Here is a 26,013-nt window from a genome sequence, read left to right as displayed (position 1 = left end):
TTCACTACGCGTGGTCAATTGAAAACTCTTAGATGATCTTCATGAAACGACAACGCGATTCGATTTCCCGGTTGGACATGGGCCGCCCCGTCCTGCCCGAGCGGAACCTTCACGAAACACTCTGTTTCTCCGGGGCAGCGGCAACGCAGCCGGACGTGATCGCCGAAGTAGATCATCCCAAGCGTTTCGCTGTTGATGACATTGCGCTGCTGTTCGGATTGCCGTCCAATCGAGAGCCGCTCGGGACGGATCACCCCTGTGGCGTGGCTACCGACATTGAGCCCGGCAACATTCAGCGCACGTACGGTCGTACCGTCTGCAATTCGCAACTCGCAATAATTACCATCCCGGCTTACGACGGTGCCTTCCACCCGGTTACTGTCACCAATGAAGTTGGCTACAAACAGATTCCTCGGCGATTCGTAGAGCGAGTCGACCTGGTCGAGCTGTTGGATCACCCCCTGATCAAAGACCGCTACTCGATCAGACATCGTGAGCGCCTCACCTTGATCGTGTGTGACGTACACAAAGGTCAGGCCAAGAGATTCGTGCAATGCCTTGAGCTCTATCTGCATGTGCTCGCGCAGCTGTTTGTCCAGCGCGCCAAGCGGTTCGTCCATCAGCACAAGCTTGGGGTTGAACACCAACGCACGCGCAAGCGCCACTCGCTGTTGCTGACCGCCTGAGAGCTGACCTGGCATTCGCTTGCCCAGCTTTTCCATGTGGACCATCTCGAGCGCCCGCTTGACGCGCGCGGCCCGCTCGTCTGGCGGCATCTTGCGAACCTTGAGGGGATACTCGAGGTTCTGTCCGACGGTCAGGTGTGGGAAGAGTGCATAGTTCTGAAATACCATTCCGATGTCGCGTTTATGCGGCGGAATACGATTAAGCAACTGACCGTCCAGCCAGATTTCTCCATCGGTTGGGTATTCAAACCCGGCGAGCATCATGAGACAGGTGGTCTTTCCCGAGCCGGACGGACCGAGCAAAGTGAGAAACTCCCCCTTCTGGATGTCGAGATTCAGGTCTTTGACGACGAGTGTCTCTCCGTCGTATGTCTTCCGAACATTGCGGAAGCTCACAAATGTGTTGCCCTGGTCTTGCATGATCGTTACCCTCAATGTCTTTCGGTGCGGAAGGCACCTGGCAGCGCAGGCGGTAGCGCTGTGTCTGCGGATCGGCTGCGGCGACAGGGAGGCGCACAGGGCACCTCCTTCCCCGTGCCTCGCCATGGGCGTTTTCGCGCCATGTGCTGCGTAGCTCGATTGAGGTTCTCGATAACGATTTCTGCGCCTCGCCGGGTGTTTTCGGTACCCGGGAGCTTGCGGTGTCGTACGTGCATCTTCGTCTCCAATCTTATAAATATTCGAACACCCCCTCGCTACAGCTTTTTTTCTTCCAGGGTGCTTGCTGCTATCGGCCGCGCCCACACATCAGCGGAGCGGTCGCGATTTGTTCCGGCTTGCCCGCAACGGTGACGTATTCAGCTGGGCAAGTACTCTTCGCACCAGCTTTCGCCGACCGCCCCTCGCGCAATCAACGTCGCAATCTGGGTATCGCTGTAGCCCATCTTGCGCAGAACCCCTCGGGTCGAGGCACCAAACTTTTCTGCTGGCGCCAGTGCGCGGATCGGAGCAACGTGAGGGCGAATCGCAAAAGGATCGAGTTGGATGACGCGTCGTCCACTCGGATGCTCGGCATACACACTGAATGAATAGCTGCCGTTATCGATGCCCGGACGATTGTCTGCAGGGCGGCTGTAGCGTTGGCGCAAGTTGTCGATATTGTCCGGAATGGCTGCCGCCACATTGGCCGCTTGCAACAGCGTCTGCCAGGTTTCGGCGGAGGCCGTGGCGAACGCGGAGCTGAGAAACGCTGCGGGATCTGCCGCGTCGCGGATGCCCGTCAGCCCCTCTACGGCGTTTAGCTTGTCCAGTTCCTTTTCGCTGGCGTCCACATACAACCAGTCATCCGCGGCCCGAAAGAAGCGTGACAGGTTGCCAAAGCCCTGGGCGCTACGGCCGGAAGGCTCATCGAACGGGGCCCGCCGTGGGTAGTCGTAGCAGAAGGGAATCTGCACCAGGTTGCCGAGCGATGCCAGGGAGGTCCGGGCACGGCTGATCTGGCCGGTTCTGGCTTTGCGATATAAAGCGGCGGCAACGCCGAGCGCTGCAGCGAACCCGCAATTCACGTCAATGGTTCCGACGTGAGCGTGTTCCTCTGGCGTTGCCATGCCGCCGCCGAAGCGCAGCATGATGCCGGTGCCGGCCTGGATCAAGTCGTCGTAGCCGAGATAATCGGTCCGCGGGCCGCGACGCGGTCCGCCAAAGCAATCCAGTTGACAGAAGATCACGCCAGGGTTGACAGCCTGGAGACTCGCTTCGTCAAGACCCAAAGGTGCCAGTTGACGATCCGGTGCATTCATCACGATCACATCAACCGAACGAACCAATTGGTTAAACACCTCGCGTCCGTCGGGGTGGTTCAGGTCGACCAGGACGCTTTGCTTGCCGCGGCCCGAAGACATGCCAAAGACCACTGTGTTCCAGGGATCATAGTTGGGCGTTACGGGGTCGAGCTTGATAACCTCGGCGCCGAACCGGCCGAGGTAGGAGGTCGAATGCGGACCCGCGATGACGTTGGTCAGATCGAGGACACGCACACCGTCAAGCCAGCCGCCAACATGCTGTTCAGATGGGGGTGGGAGTGCCGTGGGCGCGCACTCATCCAGGATGGCCAGGGCTTCTTCGAGACTCACCGTGCGGCGTGCGTCGGGCGAGAGCATCAGTTCGGCACTGTCTTCCAGCCAGGCGATCGCGCCAGGCTGTTTCATGTTGCCATACTGGTGGTCGTCGACATCGACCACCAGACCAGCGGCGTTGGCGTGCTCGTCGTGCAACCACTCCTGAGTCGAGCGGTGGGGTGCCCCGGGAAAACGGCCTTCGCCGAAAATTTTTTCCCACTCGGCTGCTGTCTTGGTCAGGAACACCTCCTTCATGCGTGCCGAAATGCGCCGGGCCCAATGGTCGGGCAACGGGTAGACACCGAGTGAGGCATCCCCCTCCCATTGAGAGATAGGAAGGTATGGGTCGCTCACTGTCGACAGCCCGGCAGATAGCATTTCCTCGTACAAGCCCATCGCCTGAAGGCAACGCCTGGCGTGCGAGCGGTGTGACGGGCATACCGCATAGAACTTGCGACCGTCCGCGCACTCGTACGTGCGGTAAAAGGGGTCGAGATATTCTTGCAGTTCTTCGTAGCTGAGGTTCATCGGAAGATTTTCCGACCGCCGCCGCTCAATTTCCTTTTCGCGCAAGGTCTTGTAGCGTTCGGGATAACCGTCGATCTTGATCGAGTTGTAAGACAGCCCCTCCATCACCGCCGCGGCCAGAGGCACCTCGATTTGATCACCCACTCCCGTGCGCTCCCGCGCTTGCAGAGCGAGTGCCACCGCGGAGACAGCCAGCATGGTGCCGTAGGACGAGGCTAGCGGCAGCGGCGAAAAGCTCGGGTTTATCCCCATCAGTACGCGGTTCTGACCCATATCGGTGAATACCCCGGAGGCCGACGCAATGATCGGCTCGAGGGCGCGCCAGTGACGACGCAACTGGTCGTTGCTGGCGAAGCCAGGGATGGACAGCGTGATGAGCTCGGGCCTTTGACGACGCAGCTCGGCGAAGTCCAGGCCCAACCGGGTCATGACGCCCGGCCGGAAATTCTCGATCACGATATCGGCACGCGCGATGAATGCCATGGCCGCCTCGCGCCCCTGCGCGGACTTCAGGTCAAGCTGCAAGCAATACTTGTTGCGGTTCAGTACGGCATTGGCCGGGCTGTCCCAAAGCGGCCCAGCAGGGGGATCGATGTGAATGACGGTGGCGCCGAGATCCGCCAGGATCATCGCCACGGCCGGGCCGGCGATGTACTGGCCAAAGTCGATGACTTTCACGCCGCTAAAAGGCAGTTGATTGTGCTTTCCCATGGCTCACCGACTCATCTCCAGGACCTGCAGATCTTCCGAAACGCAGGTCATCATTGTGGTGGGTCGCCGCCCGCACCAATCAACCGCATTTCGAATGCGAGGCGAGTGGCCGTGGCGACGAACTGGGATCACTGTCGGATACAACGGGGAGCCGGTAAAGCAATAAAAAAAACGAGGATGGGGCTATTTTATTTATGGCTGAGGCCGGCGGAGTGAACGCGCAGGAAAATGGCCAGTCGATCACTGGCAGCCCGGCGAAATGGACGTGCGATGTCAACCTGGTTGATCAGTTCCGCGCACGCCCCTCTTGGGCCTTCGCACTCAACCAGGCCACGAATGCCGCGGCATCAGGGTTGACGATGCTGTGAGGAGAATAGACCAGGTAGAAAGCTTCACTGGTCGTAAGCTGGGATTTGAAAGGCGCTATCAGTTGCCCAGTGTCCAGCATCGACTGGACCAGCGACGAGCGCGCCAAGGCCACCCCTTGACCAAGCTCGGCCATTCTCAAAGCAGAGATCAAGGTATCGAACTGCATTCCCTTCGAAGAGTCGACCTGTCCCGCGCCTGCTTTCTTCAACCAGTATCCCCAGCCCTCCTCGTAGCCCAGGACGTGGAGTAGTTCGTGGTGACGGAGATCCTTCGGGGTAGCCAGTGGCGTCTGTTCGGAGGGCAAGAATGGGGCGCAGACCGGCAGCAACGTATCCCAGGTCAGCCGCTCGGCCTTGAGTCCCGTCCATTCTCCATGTCCATAGCGGATTTCCATATCGGCTTCGACGTCGGTCACGCTCGAATCGCCCCCCCATATGTTGCTGGTGATACGCAGATTGACCTCGGGGTGGCGTTCACGAAAGTCGGGTAAGCGCATTGCCAGCCAATGGGTAAAAAACACCAGGCTGACCCGAACGGTAAGGACTCTGCCGTGACCTTGCCCGAAGATTTCTTCAGTTGCGGCCGCCAGTCGCTCTACGGCCTCGTGGACAACCGGCAAATAGGCTAGCCCGGCCTCAGTGAGCTCGAGTCCTCTTGGCAAACGCTTAAAGAGGACTGCCCCCAACTGCGACTCGAGTCCCTTCACCTGTTGGCTTACCGCCGCCTGGGTCAGGCTCAACTCTGTCGCCGCATGGGTGAAACTGAGATGCCGGGCAGAGGATTCGAATGCGCGCAACCAGTTAAGGGGAGGTAATCGTTTTCTCATTCTGCAGACCGTTTGACTAAAGCTGTCCGACTTCGTGGATTAGTTGCGTGTTGCGGCCATTCAAGATCCACTAGACCCGCGGACGCTGCGGCGTTCCCAGGCGTCGACGAGTGCGTGCTCACTCTCTCCAATTGGGCAATCGAACGTATGTTAGCGCGGAATTTCGAACACTCTGAAATGACAAGCCTGGTGGGGCGGTTTCAAGAGCGAAGTGCAACACGGCCACGGGAGTGTTGCCCTTCCCGATGCGAGACGCTCGCATGGGCATTATCGATTCCAGCGACATTGCAACGCTCAAGCTGGGTCTCCTGCGATCAAACCATATCCGATGAAACGGCCACACTTTGGTTATCAGCGTGATAGGGGACTTTAGTCCAAGGGCGGGGGCGTGTTTTGGGGCGGGAGTCGATCTCCCCGACCGCAGGTGCGTCAACTACTGGGAAGCCGAACGTTCCTCCTCAGGCCGATAGCGTGACGCGCTTTTTTTCGTGCATCACGGAAAGCCGCTGGGTTACGTGAATCGGGCTCTTCGCGCCCGCGTAGCAAAGTGGGCATCAACAGGATACCTCTCAGCGAAAATAGAACGACTCAACGGCAAGCCCGATCGCCCGCTTGTCTATGTCCGGCTTGAGTATCGATAATCCCCAAAGCCCTCCCTCGACGCGTTCTGCACCACTAACGGACAGCCGGGAAAGACGAGGATGAGAAAGCCGACCCGCGATGGTCGGCTTTTTTGTTGACGGGGCGTATCCCGAAAACATAGCCTCCCGGCGATCTGCTAGGTTATTCCCTCACGATTGAAGCAACCTTGCAAGGTGCTGAATGCGATCACTTAGAGTAGACCTAGGTCCAAGCGGACGCTGTGACCTATATCACCGGACGGACTGAGTTTCATCCAGTTTCACCGGCTTGGTACGGCCGCCGATGACTTGGCGAGCGTGCTTAAAGATGTAGTGCGTTCCGGCGAGGTGATCGCCGTCATCGAGCCGCCCCGCGCAGAGCTGGCACCGGAAGTAGCTGACGCGAAGAAGCCGGGAACGGTTGATCAGCTATGGGCCGAGCTCGATAGTCGGATAAAGGACCAGCCTGAGGCGCTGCAGGACAAGCTGCGGGCAGTATTCTCCGACCGAGTGCTGGCCCTTTACCAGCGCGAGGTGGTGCGCGAACAGGCGGCTTACATCGCCGAGGCAGTGGCCGGACGCGAACAGGCCGCCAAAGACGCGCGGCACTCGCTGGCCGAGCACGACGAGGCCCGCCCGTCAGCGTTGCGGCGTCTCATCAGTGACAAGTGGGAGCAGGAGCGCAGAGCGCTCGCGATCGAGGCAGATCGGGCGGACGCTGCGCTCAGGGCGATTCGCAAGCGGGCCGAGGCCTACGGCACGGGCGACACCGCCTGGGTAACGGGTCTGCCGTTCCCGAACACGGTCGCCCAGGAGCGCGTGCAGGCCCGACAGCCCGAACTGGCGAAGGCAGCAGTCAAGGCTCAACGACAGGTCAACGAACAGGCCAGTGCCGCGCGGTCTCGTCAGTTCGAACAGCAGCGTCAGCGGGACCGGGGCCGGAATCACGACGAGCCCGAACGCCAGGGCTGAATGGGCTTCCGCGTAGCGCTCATGTACTGCTTGATTTCTGACGTTCCAAAGGCGATCAGGTTAAGCATCGCAACGCCGAGGCGCCTCGCAAACTCACTCGTCCAGCTCGAGTTTCAGCACATATCCCGAAAACATAGCCTTCCGATGATCTGCTACGTTTACGCCGTCACACGGATAGAGACCATCGTATGCCCTGGGACACGCTAGAAATTCCGCTGGAGTGCAGCTGGCAGTGCACGCTGCATGCGGCCAGCCAGTATCACAGCATGGAGCGAGAACGGCGCAGTAGCCTGTTTTGGGATCGAGATAGCAGCCGCTCGCGAGGCTGGTCGTTCATGAGGGACGACAGGCGGGACGAAGAAGAAGACGCGCGCAGGCAGCTTGAACAGGACCGGAAAGACTTCGACCGGTATTTCCGTCCCCGCTGGGATCTGCGAACGATCACGGGCGGTCAGGCTCTACGCGAAATCCAGACCTATGTCAGGGATGCGCTGGGTCTCCCGCACTGGAACCTGCCGACCGACAACGCGAGTATCGAGCGCGTTCTCAGGCAGGCGGTGAAAGATGGGCGGCTCGTCCCGGTGGTCCACCGTGACCGGCGTTCCGCGCTGGGGCGTGTGTACAGCCCCACCCCTGCACCGCTGCGCTGGCCGTCATCAGGGGGTGGAGGTGGAACCTACTGGAGCCGCTCACCCAATCTGTTCCCGCCCGGCATCACCTCATTCATCGGCGAGCCGGTCCTGTCAGGCCCGTACGATCCGGCCACGTGGGAATCGCGACTGGTCGCCGCGCGCGCTGCGATCGGCGGCAGTAGCAGTGGCGGCGCCCTGCTTGGGGTAGTCGAGGCCGTGGCCGGTGCACTTGTCGGCGGCAACGCGGACATGGGCGAAGGTGATGGTGTGGCCGAGGGGTTCGCTGAATCGGCAGAGGGTACATCGACGCCGCTCGGTGACGCGCAGCCGTTCGAATACACACCGGACGCGGTAAGCGGTGACGTTGAAGAGCTGGCGGCCTCTATGAATAGTCCGAAGTTTGCCGCGAAGATGCTTGGTTACGACCAGAACACTTTCAGCAAAATGCTGCACCTCCTCAAGCCAGAGAACGGACTGCGCCCATCGGATAACGTGATCTTCCACGACGACGGAAGCGTCGAATCCAACGGACAACTGCTCGATGACAACATCCACAACTATGCGCCCTGATTCCTCAAGTACCTGGCCGCTTGCTCATGCGACGTTCTACATCAATGGGGACGCCGTATCGCCGGACTTTTGGACCGACTATTTCGGCGTGACGCCGAGTCGGAGCAGAACGAAGGGAGAGCCGTACCTTTATCCATCTGGCAAGCTCAGCGACCATCCGGCGAAACGTGGCTCCTGGGCAGTTGAAAGCGAGCGCGCTGTGCAAAGCAATCTGTTGGAACCGCATCTCCGGTACCTGATAAAGACGCTCGCCTTGCCTCGTCACGGTCTTCGCGATCTCGTTTGCCGGGACGGGGTAGCTATGTCGATCTGGTGCTACTGGATGAACGAGACCGGGGACCGAATGCCCGATGTGCCGGACGACATCCGCGCGATGATGGAAGCGATGGGCGGCACCATCGAGATTGACGAGTACCGATAAACAGGAGAAGGCCCCCACGATGTTTGATTTTAAGAATGCCAGCAAGCAGGATCTCAAAGCGGAGTACAACCGCATCGCCCGCGAAATCGGTGACGACCGGTTCTTCACGAAAAAGGAGCTGATCACCTCCCTGAAATTCTCATGGATGGTGAGCAGGTTTTAGCTTTTGCTTCAGGGCTTATGGACGGCAACACCTGGCTGATTGCGTTGACTGACCATCGCGTGATCTTCCTTGATAAGGGACTTCTGTTCGGACTAAAGCAGATCTCTATCAACCTGGACAAGATAAACGCGGTATCTGGCAGCACGGGGCTTGTGTTCGGGACGATCCGCATCGAGGACGCGGCCAGTGAGCGCGTAATCAAGAATGTCCCGAAGAAGTCGGTAGCCGGCTTCACCAACAAAGTACGCGACGCCTTGAACGCATACCGAAGTCCCGCCCCTGTCGCTGTGCCGACAGAGACCAATGCAGTGCAGACAGATGATATTGTTTCAAAGCTGGAACGGCTGGCCGGCCTACGGGAGCGCGGTATTCTGACCGAGGCAGAGTTTGTTGAGCAGAAGACTCGGATGCTTGCCCGGTGAGCTTGTACGAATGGCGACGAACCTGGCTATCGGCCTCGCGCTGCTCACCGGTCGTCCTGCATACCGCCACAATGAAGGCCGCGCAATTGATAACGTGCAAACATGTCTCGTCGTGCGACCTATGATGTAGGGGACACCCTTACGTCAGAGGCAAGCCACGACGAGGCGGGATGTGCTAGGGGCTGGGCGGCGCGAGGCCATGCGGCGAGCTGCGTACAGCCTTGCCGACAGCGGCAACTATGCACACTGTCAGGCGGTTGAAAAAACGCTTCGCGCCCGTTATGGCGTGCTTGATTCCCGCCAGCTGCTCGCCAATCCGATCGTGCGCGCCACAATTGATCAACGCTGCAACGCCGCGCAGCCGAAACATCACGCAGCATGACGAGCAACGAACGCAGACCTAACCGGCAGCCCATGGCCGCATGCCGCGCCTATGTCCTTGCCGCGACCCTTTTATCGTTGATCGCTATTGGCTCGATTCTGGCCGAGGGGTGGGCATCGCTGGGCGAGTGTCGATAGGGCGTCATCTATACGGAAGGGCTCGCCGGAGTGATCCGCGCGGGCCTTTCTTTTCTGATTTCGAATTCTGATGGTCACGGGAACGGCCCGTTGATCCTCGTTCATCGCCAGCGCACCTAAAATGGGTAGCTAGATGGGTAGCTAGCGCGAAAAATAGGCCATTTTTTTAGCCACTATCCTTGCTGGATAAGGATTTTGGCAATTACATCAAAACAATGTCGTACTGCTCCTGACTCAAATTCGACTCCACCTGCAACGACACCGGCTTGCCGATGAAATCGATCAGCATCGCCAGATGCTGCGACTCTTCCTCGAGAAACAGATCGATCACCTGCTGCGAAGCGACCACGCGAAACTCGCGCGGATTGAACTGCCGCGACTCGCGCAAAATCTCCCGCAACACGTCATAGCACACCGTGCGCGCAGTCTTCACTTGCCCCTTGCCCTGGCAAATCGGGCAAGGCTCGCACAGCACATGCGCGAGCGACTCACGCGTACGCTTGCGCGTCATCTCGACAAGCCCGAGTTGCGAGAAACCATTGACGGTCACCCGCGTGCGATCGCGCGACAACGCCTTCTTCAATTCGCCTAGCACCTGGTCGCGATGCTCGACGTTTTCCATATCGATGAAATCGATGATGATCACGCCGCCAAGATTCCTTAGCCGCAATTGCCGCGCGATGGTATGCGCGGCTTCGAGGTTGGTCTTGAAGATCGTGTCGTCGAAGTTGCGCGCGCCGACGTAACCGCCGGTGTTCACATCGATCGTCGTCATCGCCTCGGTCTGGTCGATCACGAGGTAGCCGCCCGACTTCAGATCCACGCGACGCGATAGCGCGCGCTGAATCTCGGCCTCGATGTTGTACAGATCGAACAGCGGCCGCTCGCCGGTGTAGTGGTGCAGCTTCGACGATACCGCCGGTGTGAACTCGGCCGCGAAATCGGCGAGCATCTGATGCGTCTCGCGCGAATCGACCTGGATGCGCGACGTCTCATCGTTGACGAAATCGCGCAGCACGCGCTGCGCGAGATTCAGATCCTGGTAGAGCAGGCTTGTGGGCGGCATGCGCTGGGCCTGCGACAGAATCGTCGCCCACGTCTTGCGCAGATACGCGACGTCGGCTGCGAGCTCTTCGCTGGTCGCATCCTCGGCGATCGTGCGCACGATGTAGCCGCCTTTCTCGTCGGCGGGCAGCACGGCGGTCAGACGCGCACGCACGGCCTCGCGCTCGGCTTCGCTCTCGATTTTCTGCGAGATGCCGATGTGCGGCTCCTGCGGCAGATACACGAGCGTGCGCCCGGCGATGCTCACTTGCGTGGACAGCCGCGCGCCCTTGGTGCCGATCGGGTCCTTGACGACCTGCACCATCAGCGTCTGACCTTCGAAGACGATCTTTTCGATCGGCTGATGCGGTGTTTGATGTTGCGCTTCGCCGGCGATGCGCGGATGCCAGATGTCGGCGACATGAAGAAACGCGGCGCGTTCGAGGCCGATGTCGATGAACGCCGATTGCATGCCGGGCAGCACGCGCACGACCTTGCCGAGATAGACATTGCCGACGCGGCCGCGCGACAGCGTTCGTTCGACATGAAGTTCCTGGACGGCGCCCTGTTGAACGAGCGCGACGCGCGTTTCCTGCGGCGTGACATTGATCAGGATTTCTTCATTCATGGTGTTGTTCTAGAAGTCGATGCGCGCTGCACGCAGGAGGGCAGCGGTTTCAAAAAGCGGCAAACCCATGATACCCGAATAGGACCCGTCTATATGCTCGATAAACTCCGCCGCGCGTCCCTGCACGCCATACGCCCCCGCCTTGCCGAGCGGCTCACCGCTCGCCGCGTAGCGACGCAACGCGTCTGCGTGCACTGCAGCAAAACGCACCTTCGAGACCGACAACGCCGCGGGCAGCAGCGCGCCGTTGGCATCGATCACGGCGAGCGCGGTCAGCACTTCGTGCGTGCGGCCCGCGAGACGTGTGAGCATCGCGACCGCATCGTCGGCATCGATGGGCTTGCCGAGAATCGCGTCGTCGATCGTGACAGTGGTGTCCGCGACGAGGATCGGCCGCACCTCGTGACCGCCGTCGAGGAGCCGCGCGCGGGCCGCATGCGCCTTCGCGATGCACACGCGCTGCACGTAGTCGCGCGCGTGTTCGCCGGGCCGTTCCGCTTCGAGCGCTTCGGCGTCTTCATCGGGGCGCGGCAGCAGCAATTCGAAACGCACGCCGAGCTGTTGCAGCAGCTCCTGGCGGCGCGGACTTTGCGAGGCGAGGTAGACGAACGGATGCAGCGAAGCGGAAGGCGTGGGCATGAACGGGTCTCGATAGAGCGGGAAACGGACGGCGTGGGGTGGTGAACGCGGGTGGGCGTGGAAGAGCGAGCGGGGCGAGGTTGAGCCGGTGATCCGATCGATGCGCTGCATCCAATAGCGGCATCGACGCACAGCGCGTCGGGCGCATCATCGCATGAAGCGGCCGCAATACGCTTAAGCGTATGGAGCAGAGCGCGCGCGACGCGTCAGCAGCAACGAATCGTTGCCAAGTGTCGCCGCGCGAGGCTTCAGCACCTACGCGCGATGATACGGATGATTTTGCGTGATGCTCCACGCCCGATAAAGCTGTTCGGCCAGCAGCACGCGCACCATCGCGTGCGGCAGCGTGAGGCTCGACACGCGCAGCATCATATCGGCGCGTGCCTTCAGCTCGGGATCGAGCCCGTCCGCGCCGCCGATCAGAAAGGCCACGTCGCGGCCGTCTTGCTGCCAGCCCGGCAACGCGCCCGCGAGCTGCATCGTGGTCCAGTCCTTGCCGCGTTCGTCGAGCGCGACGATGCGTGCGTTCTTCGGCAACGCGGCTTCGATCTTCTGCCGTTCGGCGGCCATCACGCTTTCGGCCGAACGGCCCGACGAGCGCTGCTCCGGTTTGATCTCGCGCAGCTCGATGCGCAACTCGGGCGGCATGCGTTTCGCGTATTCGTCGAAGCCGGTCGAGATCCAGTCCGGCATCTTGTGGCCGACGGCGAGGATGTGCAGTTTCATCGCGAGGACAGTAGCGCTGTGCCCGACAAGGCCCGCTTACTTGCGGCGCGCCGTGGTCTTGCGCGCGGGCTTCGCGGCCGGCGCTTCCTCGTCTTCCTCGTCGTCGGGCTCGCTTGCGCGCGCGCCGCCGAACGGATTCGGCGTCGACAGCTTGATGCGCACCGGCTTGTCGCCCCAGATTTCCTCGAGGTTGTAGTACTGGCGCAGGGCCGGCTGCAGGATGTGCACGATGGCGTCGCCGCAATCGACCAGCACCCATTCGCCGATATCCTCGCCCTCGGTGCTGATGATCTCGCCGCCGGCTTCCTTCACGCCTTCGCGCACGCTCGACGCGAGCGCCTTGGTTTGCCGGTTCGACGTGCCGCTCGCGACGATCACGCGATCGAACAGCGAGGTCAGGTGGCTGGTGTTGAACACTTTGATGTCTTGCGCCTTGACGTCTTCGAGAGCGTCGACGATTACGCGTTGCAGTTTGCGAATATCCATGGAGTTACCGGTGGTACAGATGATGTTGAAGAATATAGTCCCACACCGCGGCGGGGACATGACTTGCGGCCTGATCCTGTGCGCTGCCCGCACCCGCGTGGGCGAGCCGCTGCTTGACCTGCTCGCGCAGATGCGCGCGAATGTCGGTGGCTGAAACGTTGAACGCGAGCGTCGTGTCGATCAGCAGATGGCCGCAGGGTGTGGCCTGCAGCACGTCGGCGCGCGCACGGCGCGCGGCGATTTCCTGGGCGACCGCGGGGGCGACCGACGCGAGGTCGAAGCCGGGCCGCGTGGCCGCGCCGATATGCGCGAGCTCGAACAGGCGCCGCCAGTCGCGCCACGTGTCGAGATGCACCAGTTGATCCGCGCCGATCAGCAGCGTGATCGATGCGTCGTCGCCTTCGCGCTCGCGCCAGCATTGCAGCGTCTCGACCGTGTAGGTCGCGCCATCGTGCTCGATTTCGTCGGTCGCGACGCGTACCGTCACGCCGGGGATCGCGAGCGACGCGGCCGCCGCGCGCGTCATCGCCAGCCGATGTTCGGCGGGCGACACGTCGGCTTTCTGCCACGGCTGGCCGGCCGGCAGCAGCACCAGTTCGGTCAGCCGCAGCACGTCGGCGAACCGCCGCGCGAGCGCGAGGTGGCCGTCGTGGATCGGATCGAAAGTGCCGCCCAGCAGACCGATCCGGCGAGGCAGGGCGACAGGGTGAGCGTTAGGCTTCAGGTGAGGATCCTTTGTCGTGACCGTAAGCGAGACAGGTGGCGCGTCACACCCACTCGCGCGGCACGAGGAAATCGCTGTACAAACGCGCTTCCGGCGTGCCCGGCTCGGGGTGCCAGTCGTAGCGCCAGTTCACCACGGGCGGCATCGACATCAGGATCGATTCGGTGCGTCCGCCGCTCTGCAGCCCAAACAGTGTGCCACGGTCGAAGACCAGATTGAACTCGACGTAGCGGCCGCGCCGGTAGGCCTGGAACGCGCGCTCGGCTTCGCCATACGGCGTATTGCGGCGCCGCTCGATGATCGGCAGGTACGCCTTGAGAAAGCCTTCGCCGACGCTTTTGAGCATCGCGAACGAGTGCTCGAAGCCCGGCGCCGAGAAATCGTCGAAGAAAATCCCGCCAATGCCGCGCGGTTCGTTGCGGTGCTTCAGGAAGAAATACTCGTCGCACCAGCGCTTGAAGCGCGGGTACAGGTCCGCGCCGTACGGCACGAGCGCGTCGCGGCACACCTGATGGAAATGCCGCGCGTCCTCTTCGTAGCCGTAGTAGGGCGTCAGGTCCATGCCGCCGCCGAACCAGAACACCGGCTCTTCGCCTTCCCTCGTCGCGACGAGCAGGCGCACGTTCATGTGCACGGTCGGGCAGTGCGGATTGTGCGGATGCAGCACGAGCGACACGCCCATCGCCTCGAAGGCGCGCCCGGCCAGTTGCGGCCGCGCGGCGCTCGCCGAGCCCGGCAGCGCGTCGCCCGCGACGTCCGAGAAGCCGATGCCCGCGCGCTCGAAGAACTGGCCGCCTTCGAGAATCCGCGTGACGCCGCCGCCGCGCAGCTTCTCGCCGGGCGCGCGCTGCCACGCGTCGGTAGCGAACGCGGTGCCGTCGAAGGCGCCGAGCGTGTCCGCGATATGCGATTGCAGGCCTTGCAGCCAGCTGCGCACGGCTTGTGCGTCGTAGCTCGAATTGCTCATGAATGCAGGTGCTGGGGCGGCACGCTCGTCGTGCCGCGGGTTCTTCGAAAGAAAGCGATGGCCGCGTTCGCGCTGGATGTCTGCGCACTCGGACCGCTGGTTCGGATTGCCTGGTTGCCGGAGGCAAACTGGGAGGCGGCTTGCCGCTTCAGTCGATTCGCGGGCTCCGTGCCCGTCTGCCGCGACGAGCGGGAAAGATTGAGTGTAGCGCGCGTCGTGTAACGTGCCCGCACTGCGGCGCCTGTGGCACCGGCAGTGCGCCGCCCGCACGGCGTCCAGCGCTAGCGAAGCTTACTTGCCGTCGTGCTTGCGGTTGAGCGCGCGATAGCCGATGTCGCGGCGATACTGCATGCCGTCGAACGCGATCTGGTTGATCGTGTGGTACGCGGCCGCGCTGCGCGGTGCGCACCGAATCCGCGAGACCGACGACGCACAGCACGCGCCCGCCCGAGGTGGTCAGCTTGCCGTCCGTCAGCGTGGTGCCGGCGTGGAACGTGACCGAATCCGCGGTTTCGGCGGGAATGCCGTTGATGCGGTCGCCCTTCCTCGGCGTGTCCGGGTAGTTGTGCGCGGCGAGCACGACACCGAGCGCGGTGCGGCGGTCCCATTCGAGCTCGACGGTGTCGAGCGTGCCGGCGATCGCGTGTTCCACCACCTTCGAATAGTCGCCTTTCAGACGCGCCATGATCGGCTGCGTTTCGGGGTCGCCCATCCGGCAGTTGAATTCGAGTGTCTTCGGGTTGCCTTGCGCGTCGATCATCAGGCCCGCGTACAGGAAGCCGGTGTAGCGGATACCTTCCTTCTCCATGCCGCGCACGGTCGGCAGGATGATTTCGCGCATCACGCGCGCATGCAGTTGCGGCGTGACGATCGGCGCGGGCGAGTAGGCGCCCATGCCGCCCGTGTTCGGGCCCTGGTCGCCGTCGAGCAGACGCTTGTGATCCTGGCTCGACGCGAGCGCGAGCACGTGCTTGCCGTCCACCATCACGATGAAGCTCGCTTCCTCGCCGGCGAGGAACTCCTCGATCACGACGCGCGCGCCGGCGTCGCCGAGCTTGTTGTCCGACAGCATCATGTCGACCGCGGCGTGCGCTTCTTCCAGCGTTTGCGCGACCACCACGCCCTTGCCGGCGGCGAGGCCGTCGGCCTTGATCACGATCGGCGCGCCCTTGGCGTCCAGATACGCGTGCGCGGCGGCGACGTCGGCGAAGGTTTCGTACTCGGCCGTCGGGATGCCGTGGCGCTTCATGAACGCTTTGGCGAAATCTTTCGAGCTTTCGAGCTGGGCGGCCTCTTTGGTCGGCCCGAAGATCTTCAGACCGCGCGAGCGGAACAGGTTGACGATGCCTGCCGCGAGCGGCGCTTCCGGCCCGACCAGCGTGAACGCGATCTGTTCTTGTTCGACGAAATCCGCGAGCGCGGCCGGCTCGGTGATGTCGATGTTGAGCAGACGCTCATCCTGAGCGGTGCCGCCGTTGCCCGGCGCGACGTAGACGAGCTGGACCCGCGGCGATTGCGCGAGCTTCCATGCGAGCGCATGTTCGCGACCGCCGGAACCGACGACGAGTAACTTCATGTGAATCCCCGAGACTTGAAAACCATAAACGGCCGAGCGGTGTGCTCAGCCGTGCAATAAACCATCAACAGCAAGGGCAAACGACGTCAGAGCCCGGCGCGCCATCACTCGCCGGCGATCGACGCGTTTGTATAGACTTCCTGCACGTCGTCCAGATTTTCCAGCGCGTCGAGCAGCTTCTGCATTTTCACGGCATCGTCGCCGGTGAATTCGACTTCGGTCTGCGGCTTCATCGTGACTTCGGCCAGTTCGGCCTTGAAGCCCGCCGTTTCGAGTGCAGCCTTCACTTTCGAAAAATCGTTCGGCGGGCACAGCACCTCGATACTGCCGTCCTCGTTCGTCACGACATCGTCGGCGCCCGCTTCGAGCGCGGCTTCCATCAGCGCGTCTTCGGCGGTGCCGGGAGCGAACAGAAACTGGCCGACGTGATCGAACATGAACGACACCGAGCCGTCGGTGCCCATGTTGCCGCCGTTCTTCGAGAACGCGTGACGCACTTCCGCGACCGTGCGGGTGCGGTTGTCGGTCATCGTGTCGACGATCACGGCCGCGCCGCCGATGCCGTAGCCTTCGTAGCGGATTTCCTCGTAGTTCGCGCCGTCCGCGCCGCCGACACCGCGCTGGATCGCGCGATTGATGTTGTCTTTCGGCATGTTGGCGTCGTACGCCTTGTCGACCGCGAGCCGCAGACGCGGGTTCGAGTCAATTTCGCCGCCGCCCAGACGGGCCGCAACCTGGATTTCCTTGATGAGCCGCGTCCAGACCTTGCCGCGCTTGGCATCGGCCGCTGCTTTCTTATGCTTGATGTTGGCCCATTTCGAATGACCCGCCATACTTTTCTCCGTCGCGCGCGCCAGCGGGGCGCACGCATAGTGCAATTGTCGTTGCGATGTCGGGCGCCTCGCGTGTTGCGCCTCGATGTCAATCCGTCAGGCGAAAGGCTGCCGGCCGCTCGTGCTTGTTGCTCCTGTTGGCCGATCGAGGCGGCCACCTGTGCCGCCGATCTCAGCCTGGCCGTTCCCGCGCGTCGTTCCGCGCTTGCCCGCCGGTAGGCGTTCGTGCCGGTTCGTGCTGGATCGGCCGGCCAGACGGGGCCGCAGGGCGGCGGCGCGATGGAGCGGGGCAGCTTGCGCGGCCAGGCGCCGCATGACCCGGTGCGAAGGCGCGGGGCGCCAGTCGAAATTGCAGGCGGCGGTGCGAGTGATCGTGCGGGTCGAGCCGCTCCGTCGAGCGGATGCGAATTTTATCATGCCGCGAGGGTGCGGCAGAGGGGGCCGCGCCGCGAAACCGGCCGCAAATGCAATGAAGTCGACGCGAAAATGAATGGAGGCGGCGCGGATGTGTCGCCGGGAGGGCCGGATGCGGGCGAAAGCGGGGCCGGTTCGGGAGCGGCGGCATCGCCAGGCCACCCCCGCTGGCCCTCGGCGGGTCAGTTCTTCGTACCGAACAACCGGTCGCCCGCGTCGCCCAGGCCCGGCACGATGTACGCATGCTCATTCAGATGCGAATCGAGCGACGCGATGAACAGCTTGACGTCCGGGTGCGCGTCCTGGAACACCTGCACGCCCTCGGGCGCGGCGACGAGCGCGAGGAACATGATGTTCTCGGCGGCCACGTTGCGGCGCTTGAGCACATCGACCGCGTGCACGGCCGAGTAGCCGGTCGCGACCATCGGATCGCAGAGGATGAACACGCGGTCTTCGAGGTCCGGCAGCCGCACCAGGTATTCGACCGGCCGATGATCCTCCGCGCGATACACGCCGATATGGCCGACGCGCGCCGACGGCACCAGCTCGAGCAGGCCGTCCGACATGCCGACGCCCGCGCGGAGCACCGGCACGATCGCGAGCTTCTTGCCGGCGATCACCGGCGCATCGATCTCGACGAGCGGCGTGGTGATGCGGCGCGTCGTCATCGGCAGGTTGCGGGTGATTTCGTAGCCCATCAGCAGCGTGATTTCGCGCAGCAGTTCGCGGAACGTGCGCGTCGACGTGTCCCGGTCGCGCATGTGCGACAGCTTGTGCTGGATCAGCGGGTGATCGAGGATGAAGAGATTGGGGAAACGGCTGTCCTGGGTCATGGCGGGCTCGCGCGCGGCGGCAAGGTGGATCGGTTCGGCGCGCTCATCCGTTGGCTCCGTGCGCGCCGGAAGGTCGGACGAACGGTGGAAAAGCGCGCTACCGCGCAAGTTTACCGAAAGAGTACCGCCCGGCGATACCTGAGATTGCAGCGACGCGGCACAGTCCGACACCGATTCTTCTAGAATCTGGGGAAACTTCCAGGAGGGCATCCACATGGACATGGGAATCGCAGGACGTAGCGCGCTGGTTTGCGCGGCGAGCAAAGGTCTGGGACGCGGCTGCGCGGAAGCGCTCGCCGCCGAGGGCGTCAACCTGACGATCGTCGCGCGCACCGCCGAAACGCTCGAAGCGACCGCCGAGGCGATCCGCAAGCAGAGCGGCGTCGAGGTGAAGACCGTCGCATGCGACATCACCACGCCTGAAGGGCGCGCGGCCGCGCTCGCGGCCTGCCCGCAGCCGGACATTCTCGTCAATAACGCGGGCGGCCCGCCGCCGGGCGATTTCCGCAACTTCACGCACGAGGACTGGATCCGCGCGCTCGAAGCCAACATGCTCACGCCGATCGAGCTGATCCGTCAGACCATCGACAAGATGAGCGCGCGCGGCTTCGGGCGCATCGTCAACATCACGAGTTCGGCGGTGAAGGCGCCGATCGACGTGCTCGGCCTGTCGAACGGCGCGCGCTCCGGCCTGACCGGTTTCGTCGCGGGGCTCGCGCGCAAGGTCGCGCCGACCGGCGTGACGATCAACAACCTGCTGCCGGGCCTGTTCGACACCGACCGTATCGCGGTCACATTCGAGGCGCAGGCGAAGACGCACAACATTTCGATCGACGAAGCGCGCAAGCAGCGCATGAAGACGATCCCCGCCGGCCGTTTCGGTAATCGCGAAGAATTCGGCCGCGCCTGCGCGTTCCTGTGCAGCACGCACGCGGGTTACATCACCGGGCAGAACTGGTTGATCGACGGCGGCGCCTATCCTGGTACGTACTGAGCAGGCAAGTACCGAGCCGCCGCACGCGAACGACACCCGTCACATCACAACAACGATAGTCACAACGGTTTGAGGAGTCTTACGTCATGAGCACCCGCATTGCGCTGATCGCGCACGATCACAAGAAGGACGACATCGTCAAACTGGCCGGCGAATACGTCGACACGCTCGCGCGCTGCGAGATCGTCGCAACCGGCACGACCGGCGGACGCATCAGCGACGCGCACGGCCTCACGGTCGAGCGCATGCTGTCGGGCCCGCACGGCGGCGACCTGCAGATCGGCGCGCAGCTCGCCGAAGGGCGCGTCGACATGGTGATTTTCCTGCGCGACCCGATGACGCCGCAGCCGCACGAGCCGGACATCAACGCGCTAGTGCGCGCGTGCGACGTGCACAACATTCCGTGCGCGACGAACATTTCGACCGCCCGCATGGTGCTCGACGTGCTGACGCTGCGCCTGTCCGGCGAGGCGTGAGTGCGCGCGTCGCCGCACCCACATCCATACAGATGAAGGAGACATGATGACCAAGGCGATCCGATTCGACAAAACCGGCGGCCCCGAAGTCATGAAATGGGTCGACGTCGAGGTGGGCGAGCCCGGCGCGGGCGAGATCCGCATTCGCCAGACGGCGGTCGGCCTCAATTACATCGACGTGTATTTCCGCACCGGTCTGTATCCGCTGCCGCTGCCGGGCGGGCTCGGCATGGAAGCGGCCGGCGAGGTCAGTGCGGTGGGCTCGGGCGTGACCGGTCTGAAGGTCGGCGATCGCGTGGCGTATGTCGCGCGGCCGCCCGGCGCGTATGCGCAGGAGCGCGTGCTGCAGGCCGCGCAGGTCGTCAAGCTGCCCGATGCGATCAGCGACGAGCAGGCCGCGTCGGTGATGCTGCAAGGCTTGACTGCGCAATATCTGCTGCGCCGCACGTATCGCGTGAAGGCCGGTGACACGATCCTCATTCAGGCCGCAGCGGGCGGCGTCGGCCTGCTCGTGTGCCAGTGGGCGAAGGCGCTCGGCGCGACGGTGATCGGCACGGTCGGTTCCGACGAGAAAGCCGAGATCGCGAAAGCGCACGGCTGCGATCACGCGATCGTCTATACGCGCGAGAACTTCACGAAGCGCGTACGCGAGATCACCAACGGCGCTGGCGTGCCGGTTGTCTACGATTCGATCGGCAGGGACACCTTCGAGAAGTCGCTCGACTGTCTCGCGCCGCTCGGCCTGTTCGTGAGCTTCGGCAACGCATCGGGTCCGCTGCCGCCGATCGACTCGTCGGAATTCGCGGGACGCGGCTCGCTGTTCTTTACACGACCGACGCTCTTCACCTATATGGCGAAACGCAGCGACTACGAGGCGATGTCGGCCGAGCTGTTCGACGTGCTGAGTTCGGGCAAGGTCAAGACGAGCATCAATCAGCGCTATGCGCTGCCGGACGTCGGGCAGGCGCATGCGGACCTCGAAGGGCGCCGCACGACGGGGTCGACGATCCTGCTGCCGTAAAGAAGTGGCAGCGCGGCCTCGGGCTGCGCTACACGTCATCCATCAGGGCCGTTTCATCGGGAGATGAAACGGCCTTGTCCGTTTACGCGATTTTTACGCGCACCCCCCGATCTTTGACCAGCCCTTTAGGCCGATCGGCATACCGTTCTATCCATCCAAAGTCCGTGAATGGAGAACGAGAATGGATGTGCTGTATGTCGGGGGCCTGGCGCTTTTTGCCTTGCTGACCTTTGGGCTGATTGGCGGCTGCGAGAAGCTGATGCAGTTGCGCCGCGGACAAGGAGCGCGCTGATGACCTGGATGCTGTGGCTGGCCGGCGCGTCCACCGCGCTGCTGTTCGTTTATCTCGTGTATGCGCTGCTGCGCGCGGAGGACATTGAATGAACACGAACGATGTCCTGCAGGCGAGTCTTTTTATCGTCGTGCTACTGGCCGCGGCGGTGCCGGTGGCGAGCTATCTCGGCGCCGTGATGGACGGCAGTTCGCGCGTGGTGCGCTTCGGCGCGCCGCTCGAACGGCTGCTTTACCGTATCGCGGGCGTCGATCCAGCGGCGGAAATGGGCTGGAGGCACTACGCGGTCGCCACGCTCGCGTTCAACGTGCTCGGTGCGGCGTTCCTGTACGTGCTGCTGCGCGTGCAAGGGTGGCTGCGAGGCAATCCGCAGCAGTTCGGCGCGATGTCGGTCGACAGCGCGTTCAACACAGCGGTCAGCTTCGTGACCAACACCAACTGGCAGGACTACACGCCCGAGCAGACCGTCGGCTATCTGACGCAGATGCTCGGCATGACCGTGCAGAACTTCCTGTCGGCGGCGACCGGCATCGTCGTCGTGTTCGCGTTGATGCGCGGCTTCGCGCGTCATACCGCGCAGACGATCGGCAACTTCTGGGTCGACATCACGCGCGTGACGATGTACGTCCTGCTGCCGATGGCGGCGATCATCGCCGCACTGCTGATGAGTCAGGGCGTGATCCAGAACTTCAAGGCATATCAGGAGGTGCCGACGCTGCAGACCACCACCTACGCCGCGCCGAAGCTCGACGCGCAAGGCAATCCGGTGAAGGACGCGAAGGGCGATCCGGTGACGGTCGACACGCCCGTGAAGACGCAGACCATCGCGATGGGCCCGGTCGCGTCGCAGGAAGCGATCAAGATGCTCGGCACCAACGGCGGCGGCTTCTTCAACGGCAACTCGGCTCATCCGTATGAAAACCCGACACCGTTCTCGAACTTCGTGCAGATCTTGTCGATCCTGATCATCCCGGCCGCGCTCGCGCTCGTGTTCGGCCGCGTGATTGGCGACCGGCGGCAGGGCGTCGCGGTGCTCGCGGCGATGACGATCGCGTTCGGCGTTTGCGTGTTCGGCGAGATCAGCGCCGAGCAGAGCGGCAATCCCGCGTTCACGGCGCTCAACGTCGATCAGTCGGCGAACGCGCTGCAGGCGGGCGGCAATGCGGAGGGCAAGGAAACGCGCTTCGGCATCGCGCAGTCGGGCATCTTCACGGTCGCGACGACGGCGGCTTCGTGCGGCGCGGTCGACAACATGCACGATTCGTTGACGCCGCTCGGCGGCCTGTATCCGATGCTGCTGATCCAGCTCGGCGAAGTTATCTTCGGCGGTGTCGGTTCCGGCATGTACGGGATGCTCGTGTTCGCGCTGCTCGCGGTGTTCGTCGCAGGACTGATGATCGGGCGTACTCCTGAATATGTCGGCAAGAAGATCGAGGCCTACGAGATGAAGATGGTGTCGATCGTCGTGCTGCTCACGCCGCTGCTCGTGCTGGTGGGCACCTCGATCGCGGTGCTCAGCGAGGCGGGCAAGGCCGGCATCGCAAACCCCGGCGCACACGGCTTCTCCGAGATCCTCTATGCGTTCAGCTCGGCGGCGAACAACAACGGTAGCGCGTTCGCGGGTCTCACGGTGAATACGCCGTTCTACAACTGGCTCACCGCGATCGCGATGTGGTTCGGCCGCTTCGGCACGATCGTGCCGGTGCTCGCGATCGCCGGTTCGCTCGCCGCGAAGAAGCGCATCGCCGTCACCGCCGGCACGCTGCCGACGCACGGACCGCTGTTCGTCGTGTTGCTGCTCGGCACGGTGCTGCTGGTCGGCGCGCTGACCTACGTCCCGGCGCTCGCGCTCGGTCCCGGCGTCGAGCATCTGATGATGATCGGCGTGCAGTGACCCACGGCAGCGAGCCAACGACCGAACAGGCGCTTGCACGCCGCAAGCCTGCAAGCGCCCACGGACATTCGAGGATTCAATGACTGAACATAACGCTACCCGGTCCATGTTCGACCCGGCGCTGCTGCGCCCGGCGATCGTGGACTCCTTTAAAAAGCTGACGCCGCGCACGCAGTTTCGCAACCCGGTGATGTTCTGCGTGTACGTCGGCAGCATCCTGACGACCATTCTGTGGATCGCCGCGCTCGGCGGTCAGGCCGAGGCGCCCGTGGGCTTCATCCTTGCGGTCACGCTGTGGCTGTGGTTCACGGTGCTGTTCGCGAATTTCGCGGAGGCGCTCGCCGAAGGCCGCTCGAAAGCGCAGGCCGCGTCGCTGCGCAGCGCGAAGAAAGACGTGATGGCGAAGAAGCTCAACGAGCCGCATCCGAAGTCGCCGATCCGCATCACGACCGCGACCGATCTGCGCCGTGGCGACGTCGTGCTGGTCGAGACCGGCGACGTGATCCCGGCCGACGGCGAAGTGATCGAGGGCGTCGCTTCGCTCGACGAATCGGCGATCACCGGTGAATCGGCGCCGGTGATCCGCGAGTCGGGCGGCGACTTTTCGTCGGTGACGGGCGGCACGCGGGTGCTGTCGGACTGGATCGTCGTGCGCGTCACAGCGAACCCGGGCGAGGCGTTCCTCGACCGCATGATCGCGATGGTCGAGGGCGCGAAGCGTCAGAAGACGCCGAACGAAATCGCGCTCACCATCCTGCTCGTCGCACTGACCATCGTGATGCTGCTCGCCACCGCGACGCTGCTGCCGTTCTCGATGTTCTCCGTCGAAGCAGCGAAAGCGGGCCACGTGGTGACGATCACCGCGCTAGCCGCGCTGCTCGTGTGTCTGATCCCGACGACGATCGGCGGCCTGTTGTCGGCGATCGGCGTGGCCGGGATGAGCCGCATGATGCAGGCGAACGTGATCGCGACCTCGGGCCGTGCCGTCGAAGCGGCCGGCGACGTCGACGTGCTGCTGCTCGACAAGACCGGCACGATCACGCTCGGCAACCGCCAGGCGTCGCAGTTTCTGCCGGCGCCAGGTCTGACCGAAGAAGCGCTTGCCGATGCGGCGCAGTTGTCGTCGCTTGCCGACGAAACGCCGGAAGGCCGCAGCATCGTCGTGCTCGCGAAGCAGCGCTTCAATATCCGTCAGCGCGATATGGCCTCGCTGCATGCGGTGTTTCTCGCGTTCACGGCGCAGACCCGGATGAGCGGCGTCGATCTCTCCCCCCAGGGGACTTCCTCCGGGGCGCCGAACCGTGAAATCCGCAAGGGCGCGGCCGATGCGGTCAAGCACTATGTCGAAGCGAACGGCGGCCGCTTCCCGAACGAAGTCAGCAACGCGGTCGCCGATGTCGCGCGACGCGGCAGCACACCGCTGGTGGTCGCCGAGAAAGGCGAGCAGGGCGCGCGCGTGCTCGGCGTGATCGAGTTGAAGGACGTCGTGAAGGGCGGTATCAAGGAGCGCTTCGCCGAGCTGCGCAAGATGGGCATCAAGACCGTGATGGTGACGGGCGACAACCGTCTGACCGCCGCCGCGATCGCGGCCGAAGCGGGCGTCGACGACTTTCTCGCCGAAGCGACACCCGAAACGAAGCTCGCGACGATCCGCGCTCACCAGGCCGAAGGGCGTCTGGTCGCGATGACCGGCGACGGCACCAACGACGCGCCCGCGCTTGCGCAGGCCGACGTCGCGGTCGCGATGAACACCGGCACGCAGGCGGCGAAAGAGGCCGGCAATATGGTCGACCTCGATTCGAATCCGACCAAGCTGATCGAGATCGTCGAAATCGGCAAGCAGATGTTGATGACGCGCGGGTCGTTGACCACGTTCTCGATCGCCAACGACGTCGCCAAGTACTTCGCGATCATTCCGGCCGCGTTCGCATCGACGTATCCGGCGTTGAACGCGCTGAACGTGATGCATCTGGCGACGCCGACCTCGGCAATCATGTCGGCGGTGATCTTCAACGCGCTGATCATCGTGCTGCTGATTCCGCTGGCGCTGAAGGGCGTGCGCTATCGCGCGCTAGGCGCTGCGATCCTGCTGCGCCGCAATCTGCTGATCTATGGCCTTGGCGGGATCATCGTGCCGTTCATCGGCATCAAGCTGATCGATATGGTGCTCGCCGCGTTCGGCTGGGTTTGAGCGCGCAGCGCGTCATTACGCAGCAACACAGGTGATGAAAAGGGAAAGAGACCCATCATGAAAAATCTGTTCCGTCCGCTGATCGTGATCTTCGCGGTGCTGACCGCGATCACAGGACTCGCATATCCCGCCGTGATGACCGCGTTCGGCCAGGCGGCGTTCCACGAACAGGCCAACGGCAGCCTCATCGAGCAGAACGGCAAGGTGGTCGGCTCACAGCTGATCGGCCAGCAGTTCGACGCGCCCCAGTACTTCTGGGGCCGGCTGTCGGCGACGAGCCCGATGCCGTACAACCCGCAGAGCTCGGGGGGCTCGAACCTCGGGCCGAACAACCCCGCGCTGCTCGACGAGATCAAGGGCCGTCTCGCGGCGCTGAAGGCGGCGGGCACCGACATGTCGAAGCCGGTGCCGGTCGATCTGGTCACGTCGTCGGGCAGCGGGCTCGATCCGGAGATCAGTCCGGCCGCGGCCGAGTATCAGCTCGAGCGGGTCGCGCAGGCCCGTCACCTCGCGCCGAACGACGTGCAGGCACTCGTCGAGCGCTACACGACGGGGCGCCAGTTCGGCGTGCTCGGCGAGCCGCGCGTGAATGTGCTGAAGCTCAATCTCGCGCTCGATGAAATGAAGCGCGGCTGAGACTGAACGCATCGACGACGCACCAGTGGCGATTTCGGTTCATCGATGAAACAGCGGCGTTTCGCGTGGCGCCGCGCCGCCATTTGCGGGCCGGCGCGGGCCGTGCCACCATGCAGACACCGCCGCCCGGACGACTACGACAA

Annotated in this window: 25 protein-coding genes and 1 pseudogene; 14 read left to right on the top strand and 12 right to left on the bottom strand. The window is 63.3% G+C overall.

Going from position 1 to position 26,013, the window contains the following annotated elements; genetic code table 11:
• Nucleotides 1-14: 14 nt before the first annotated feature.
• The 3 genes from OKW44_RS22205 to gcvA all read right to left on the bottom strand — a co-directional run bounded on the left by OKW44_RS22205 (nt 15) and on the right by gcvA (nt 5,177).
• A complete protein-coding gene (locus OKW44_RS22205; protein ID WP_018419956.1) occupies nt 15-1,106 on the bottom strand; it encodes an ABC transporter ATP-binding protein in 1,092 nt (363 codons plus the stop codon).
• Between the two features lie 377 nt (nt 1,107-1,483).
• Entirely contained in the window at nt 1,484-3,982 is a 2,499-nt protein-coding gene (locus OKW44_RS22200; protein ID WP_018419957.1) for a CoA transferase, read from the bottom strand.
• A 286-nt stretch (nt 3,983-4,268) separates the two neighbouring features.
• Nucleotides 4,269-5,177 carry a transcriptional regulator GcvA gene (gene gcvA / locus OKW44_RS22195; protein ID WP_026225692.1) on the bottom strand — a complete coding sequence of 303 codons (909 nt, stop codon included), beginning with the start codon at nt 5,175-5,177 and terminating at the stop codon, nt 4,269-4,271.
• Between the two features lie 929 nt (nt 5,178-6,106).
• Here gcvA and OKW44_RS22190 point away from each other — a divergent pair.
• The 6 genes from OKW44_RS22190 (at nt 6,107) to OKW44_RS22165 (ending at nt 9,359) form a co-directional block, all read left to right on the top strand.
• Nucleotides 6,107-6,769, top strand: coding sequence for a hypothetical protein (locus OKW44_RS22190; protein ID WP_018419959.1), 663 nt, complete (start codon nt 6,107-6,109; stop codon nt 6,767-6,769).
• 188 nt (nt 6,770-6,957) lie between these two features.
• Nucleotides 6,958-7,971 carry a hypothetical protein gene (locus OKW44_RS22185; RefSeq protein ID WP_018419961.1) on the top strand — a complete coding sequence of 338 codons (1,014 nt, stop codon included), beginning with the start codon at nt 6,958-6,960 and terminating at the stop codon, nt 7,969-7,971.
• Complete coding sequence (locus tag OKW44_RS22180; RefSeq protein WP_239499044.1) at nt 7,943-8,392, top strand: DUF4279 domain-containing protein; 450 nt, start codon at nt 7,943-7,945, stop codon at nt 8,390-8,392. The genes OKW44_RS22185 and OKW44_RS22180 overlap by 29 nt, the downstream gene beginning before the upstream one ends.
• A 19-nt stretch (nt 8,393-8,411) precedes the next feature.
• A complete protein-coding gene (locus OKW44_RS22175) occupies nt 8,412-8,555 on the top strand; it encodes a hypothetical protein (RefSeq protein WP_018419963.1) in 144 nt (47 codons plus the stop codon).
• The gene (locus OKW44_RS22170; RefSeq protein WP_204357107.1) at nt 8,534-8,977 is read left to right on the top strand and encodes a PH domain-containing protein; all 444 of its coding nucleotides are present in this window, start codon (nt 8,534-8,536) and stop codon (nt 8,975-8,977) included. Before OKW44_RS22175 ends, OKW44_RS22170 begins: the two co-directional genes overlap by 22 nt.
• 199 nt (nt 8,978-9,176) lie before the next feature.
• The gene (locus tag OKW44_RS22165; protein ID WP_018419965.1) at nt 9,177-9,359 is read left to right on the top strand and encodes a hypothetical protein; all 183 of its coding nucleotides are present in this window, start codon (nt 9,177-9,179) and stop codon (nt 9,357-9,359) included.
• Nucleotides 9,360-9,698: 339 nt separating this feature from the next.
• On the opposite strand, the gene rng is transcribed toward OKW44_RS22165, so the two are convergent.
• The 9 genes and pseudogenes from rng to upp all read right to left on the bottom strand — a co-directional run bounded on the left by rng (nt 9,699) and on the right by upp (nt 18,366).
• Nucleotides 9,699-11,168, bottom strand: a complete 1,470-nt coding sequence (rng, locus tag OKW44_RS22160) for a ribonuclease G (RefSeq protein ID WP_018419966.1) — start codon at nt 11,166-11,168, stop codon at nt 9,699-9,701.
• 9 nt (nt 11,169-11,177) lie between these two features.
• On the bottom strand, nt 11,178-11,807 hold the full coding sequence (locus tag OKW44_RS22155) for a Maf family protein (protein ID WP_018419967.1): 630 nt from the start codon (nt 11,805-11,807) through the stop codon (nt 11,178-11,180).
• Between the two features lie 255 nt (nt 11,808-12,062).
• Nucleotides 12,063-12,533: a 23S rRNA (pseudouridine(1915)-N(3))-methyltransferase RlmH gene (gene rlmH, locus OKW44_RS22150; protein WP_018419968.1), complete on the bottom strand. Its 471-nt coding sequence runs from the start codon at nt 12,531-12,533 to the stop codon at nt 12,063-12,065.
• Between the two features lie 36 nt (nt 12,534-12,569).
• Nucleotides 12,570-13,019 carry a ribosome silencing factor gene (rsfS, locus tag OKW44_RS22145; protein WP_018419969.1) on the bottom strand — a complete coding sequence of 150 codons (450 nt, stop codon included), beginning with the start codon at nt 13,017-13,019 and terminating at the stop codon, nt 12,570-12,572.
• A 4-nt stretch (nt 13,020-13,023) separates the two neighbouring features.
• The gene (locus OKW44_RS22140; RefSeq protein ID WP_051103766.1) at nt 13,024-13,743 is read right to left on the bottom strand and encodes a nicotinate-nucleotide adenylyltransferase; all 720 of its coding nucleotides are present in this window, start codon (nt 13,741-13,743) and stop codon (nt 13,024-13,026) included.
• A gap of 43 nt (nt 13,744-13,786) precedes the next feature.
• Entirely contained in the window at nt 13,787-14,710 is a 924-nt protein-coding gene (gene hemF, locus OKW44_RS22135; protein ID WP_018419971.1) for an oxygen-dependent coproporphyrinogen oxidase, read from the bottom strand.
• 291 nt (nt 14,711-15,001) lie between these two features.
• Nucleotides 15,002-16,286 (bottom strand): annotated as a pseudogene (gene purD / locus OKW44_RS22130) (phosphoribosylamine--glycine ligase).
• Between the two features lie 104 nt (nt 16,287-16,390).
• Nucleotides 16,391-17,119 (bottom strand): YebC/PmpR family DNA-binding transcriptional regulator, encoded by a 729-nt coding sequence (locus OKW44_RS22125; RefSeq protein ID WP_018419973.1) that lies wholly within the window; start codon nt 17,117-17,119, stop codon nt 16,391-16,393.
• Between the two features lie 596 nt (nt 17,120-17,715).
• Nucleotides 17,716-18,366, bottom strand: a complete 651-nt coding sequence (gene upp, locus OKW44_RS22120) for a uracil phosphoribosyltransferase (RefSeq protein ID WP_026225693.1) — start codon at nt 18,364-18,366, stop codon at nt 17,716-17,718.
• A 214-nt stretch (nt 18,367-18,580) separates the two neighbouring features.
• Between upp and OKW44_RS22115 the strand changes: the two genes are divergently transcribed.
• The 8 genes from OKW44_RS22115 (at nt 18,581) to kdpC (ending at nt 25,870) form a co-directional block, all read left to right on the top strand.
• Nucleotides 18,581-19,360 (top strand): SDR family oxidoreductase, encoded by a 780-nt coding sequence (locus OKW44_RS22115; protein WP_018419975.1) that lies wholly within the window; start codon nt 18,581-18,583, stop codon nt 19,358-19,360.
• A gap of 86 nt (nt 19,361-19,446) precedes the next feature.
• Complete coding sequence (locus tag OKW44_RS22110) at nt 19,447-19,836, top strand: methylglyoxal synthase (protein ID WP_013088898.1); 390 nt, start codon at nt 19,447-19,449, stop codon at nt 19,834-19,836.
• Between the two features lie 46 nt (nt 19,837-19,882).
• The gene (locus tag OKW44_RS22105) at nt 19,883-20,857 is read left to right on the top strand and encodes a quinone oxidoreductase family protein (protein WP_026225694.1); all 975 of its coding nucleotides are present in this window, start codon (nt 19,883-19,885) and stop codon (nt 20,855-20,857) included.
• A 181-nt stretch (nt 20,858-21,038) separates the two neighbouring features.
• Nucleotides 21,039-21,149, top strand: a complete 111-nt coding sequence (locus OKW44_RS22100) for a hypothetical protein (RefSeq protein WP_018419977.1) — start codon at nt 21,039-21,041, stop codon at nt 21,147-21,149.
• The gene (kdpF, locus tag OKW44_RS22095) at nt 21,149-21,241 is read left to right on the top strand and encodes a K(+)-transporting ATPase subunit F (protein WP_013088901.1); all 93 of its coding nucleotides are present in this window, start codon (nt 21,149-21,151) and stop codon (nt 21,239-21,241) included. Before OKW44_RS22100 ends, kdpF begins: the two co-directional genes overlap by 1 nt.
• Entirely contained in the window at nt 21,238-23,043 is a 1,806-nt protein-coding gene (gene kdpA / locus OKW44_RS22090; protein WP_018419978.1) for a potassium-transporting ATPase subunit KdpA, read from the top strand. Before kdpF ends, kdpA begins: the two co-directional genes overlap by 4 nt.
• Before the next feature lie 79 nt (nt 23,044-23,122).
• Nucleotides 23,123-25,234, top strand: coding sequence for a potassium-transporting ATPase subunit KdpB (gene kdpB, locus OKW44_RS22085; RefSeq protein WP_026225695.1), 2,112 nt, complete (start codon nt 23,123-23,125; stop codon nt 25,232-25,234).
• 57 nt (nt 25,235-25,291) lie between these two features.
• Entirely contained in the window at nt 25,292-25,870 is a 579-nt protein-coding gene (gene kdpC, locus OKW44_RS22080; protein ID WP_018419980.1) for a potassium-transporting ATPase subunit KdpC, read from the top strand.
• Nucleotides 25,871-26,013: the final 143 nt, after the last annotated feature.

The organism is Paraburkholderia lebeckiae (assembly GCF_050436325.1).
In the GTDB taxonomy this organism is placed as follows: Bacteria; Pseudomonadota; Gammaproteobacteria; order Burkholderiales; family Burkholderiaceae; genus Paraburkholderia; species Paraburkholderia tuberum.
Note: the sequence above shows the minus strand (reverse complement) of the source record. Positions and strands in the feature narration are given on the sequence as shown.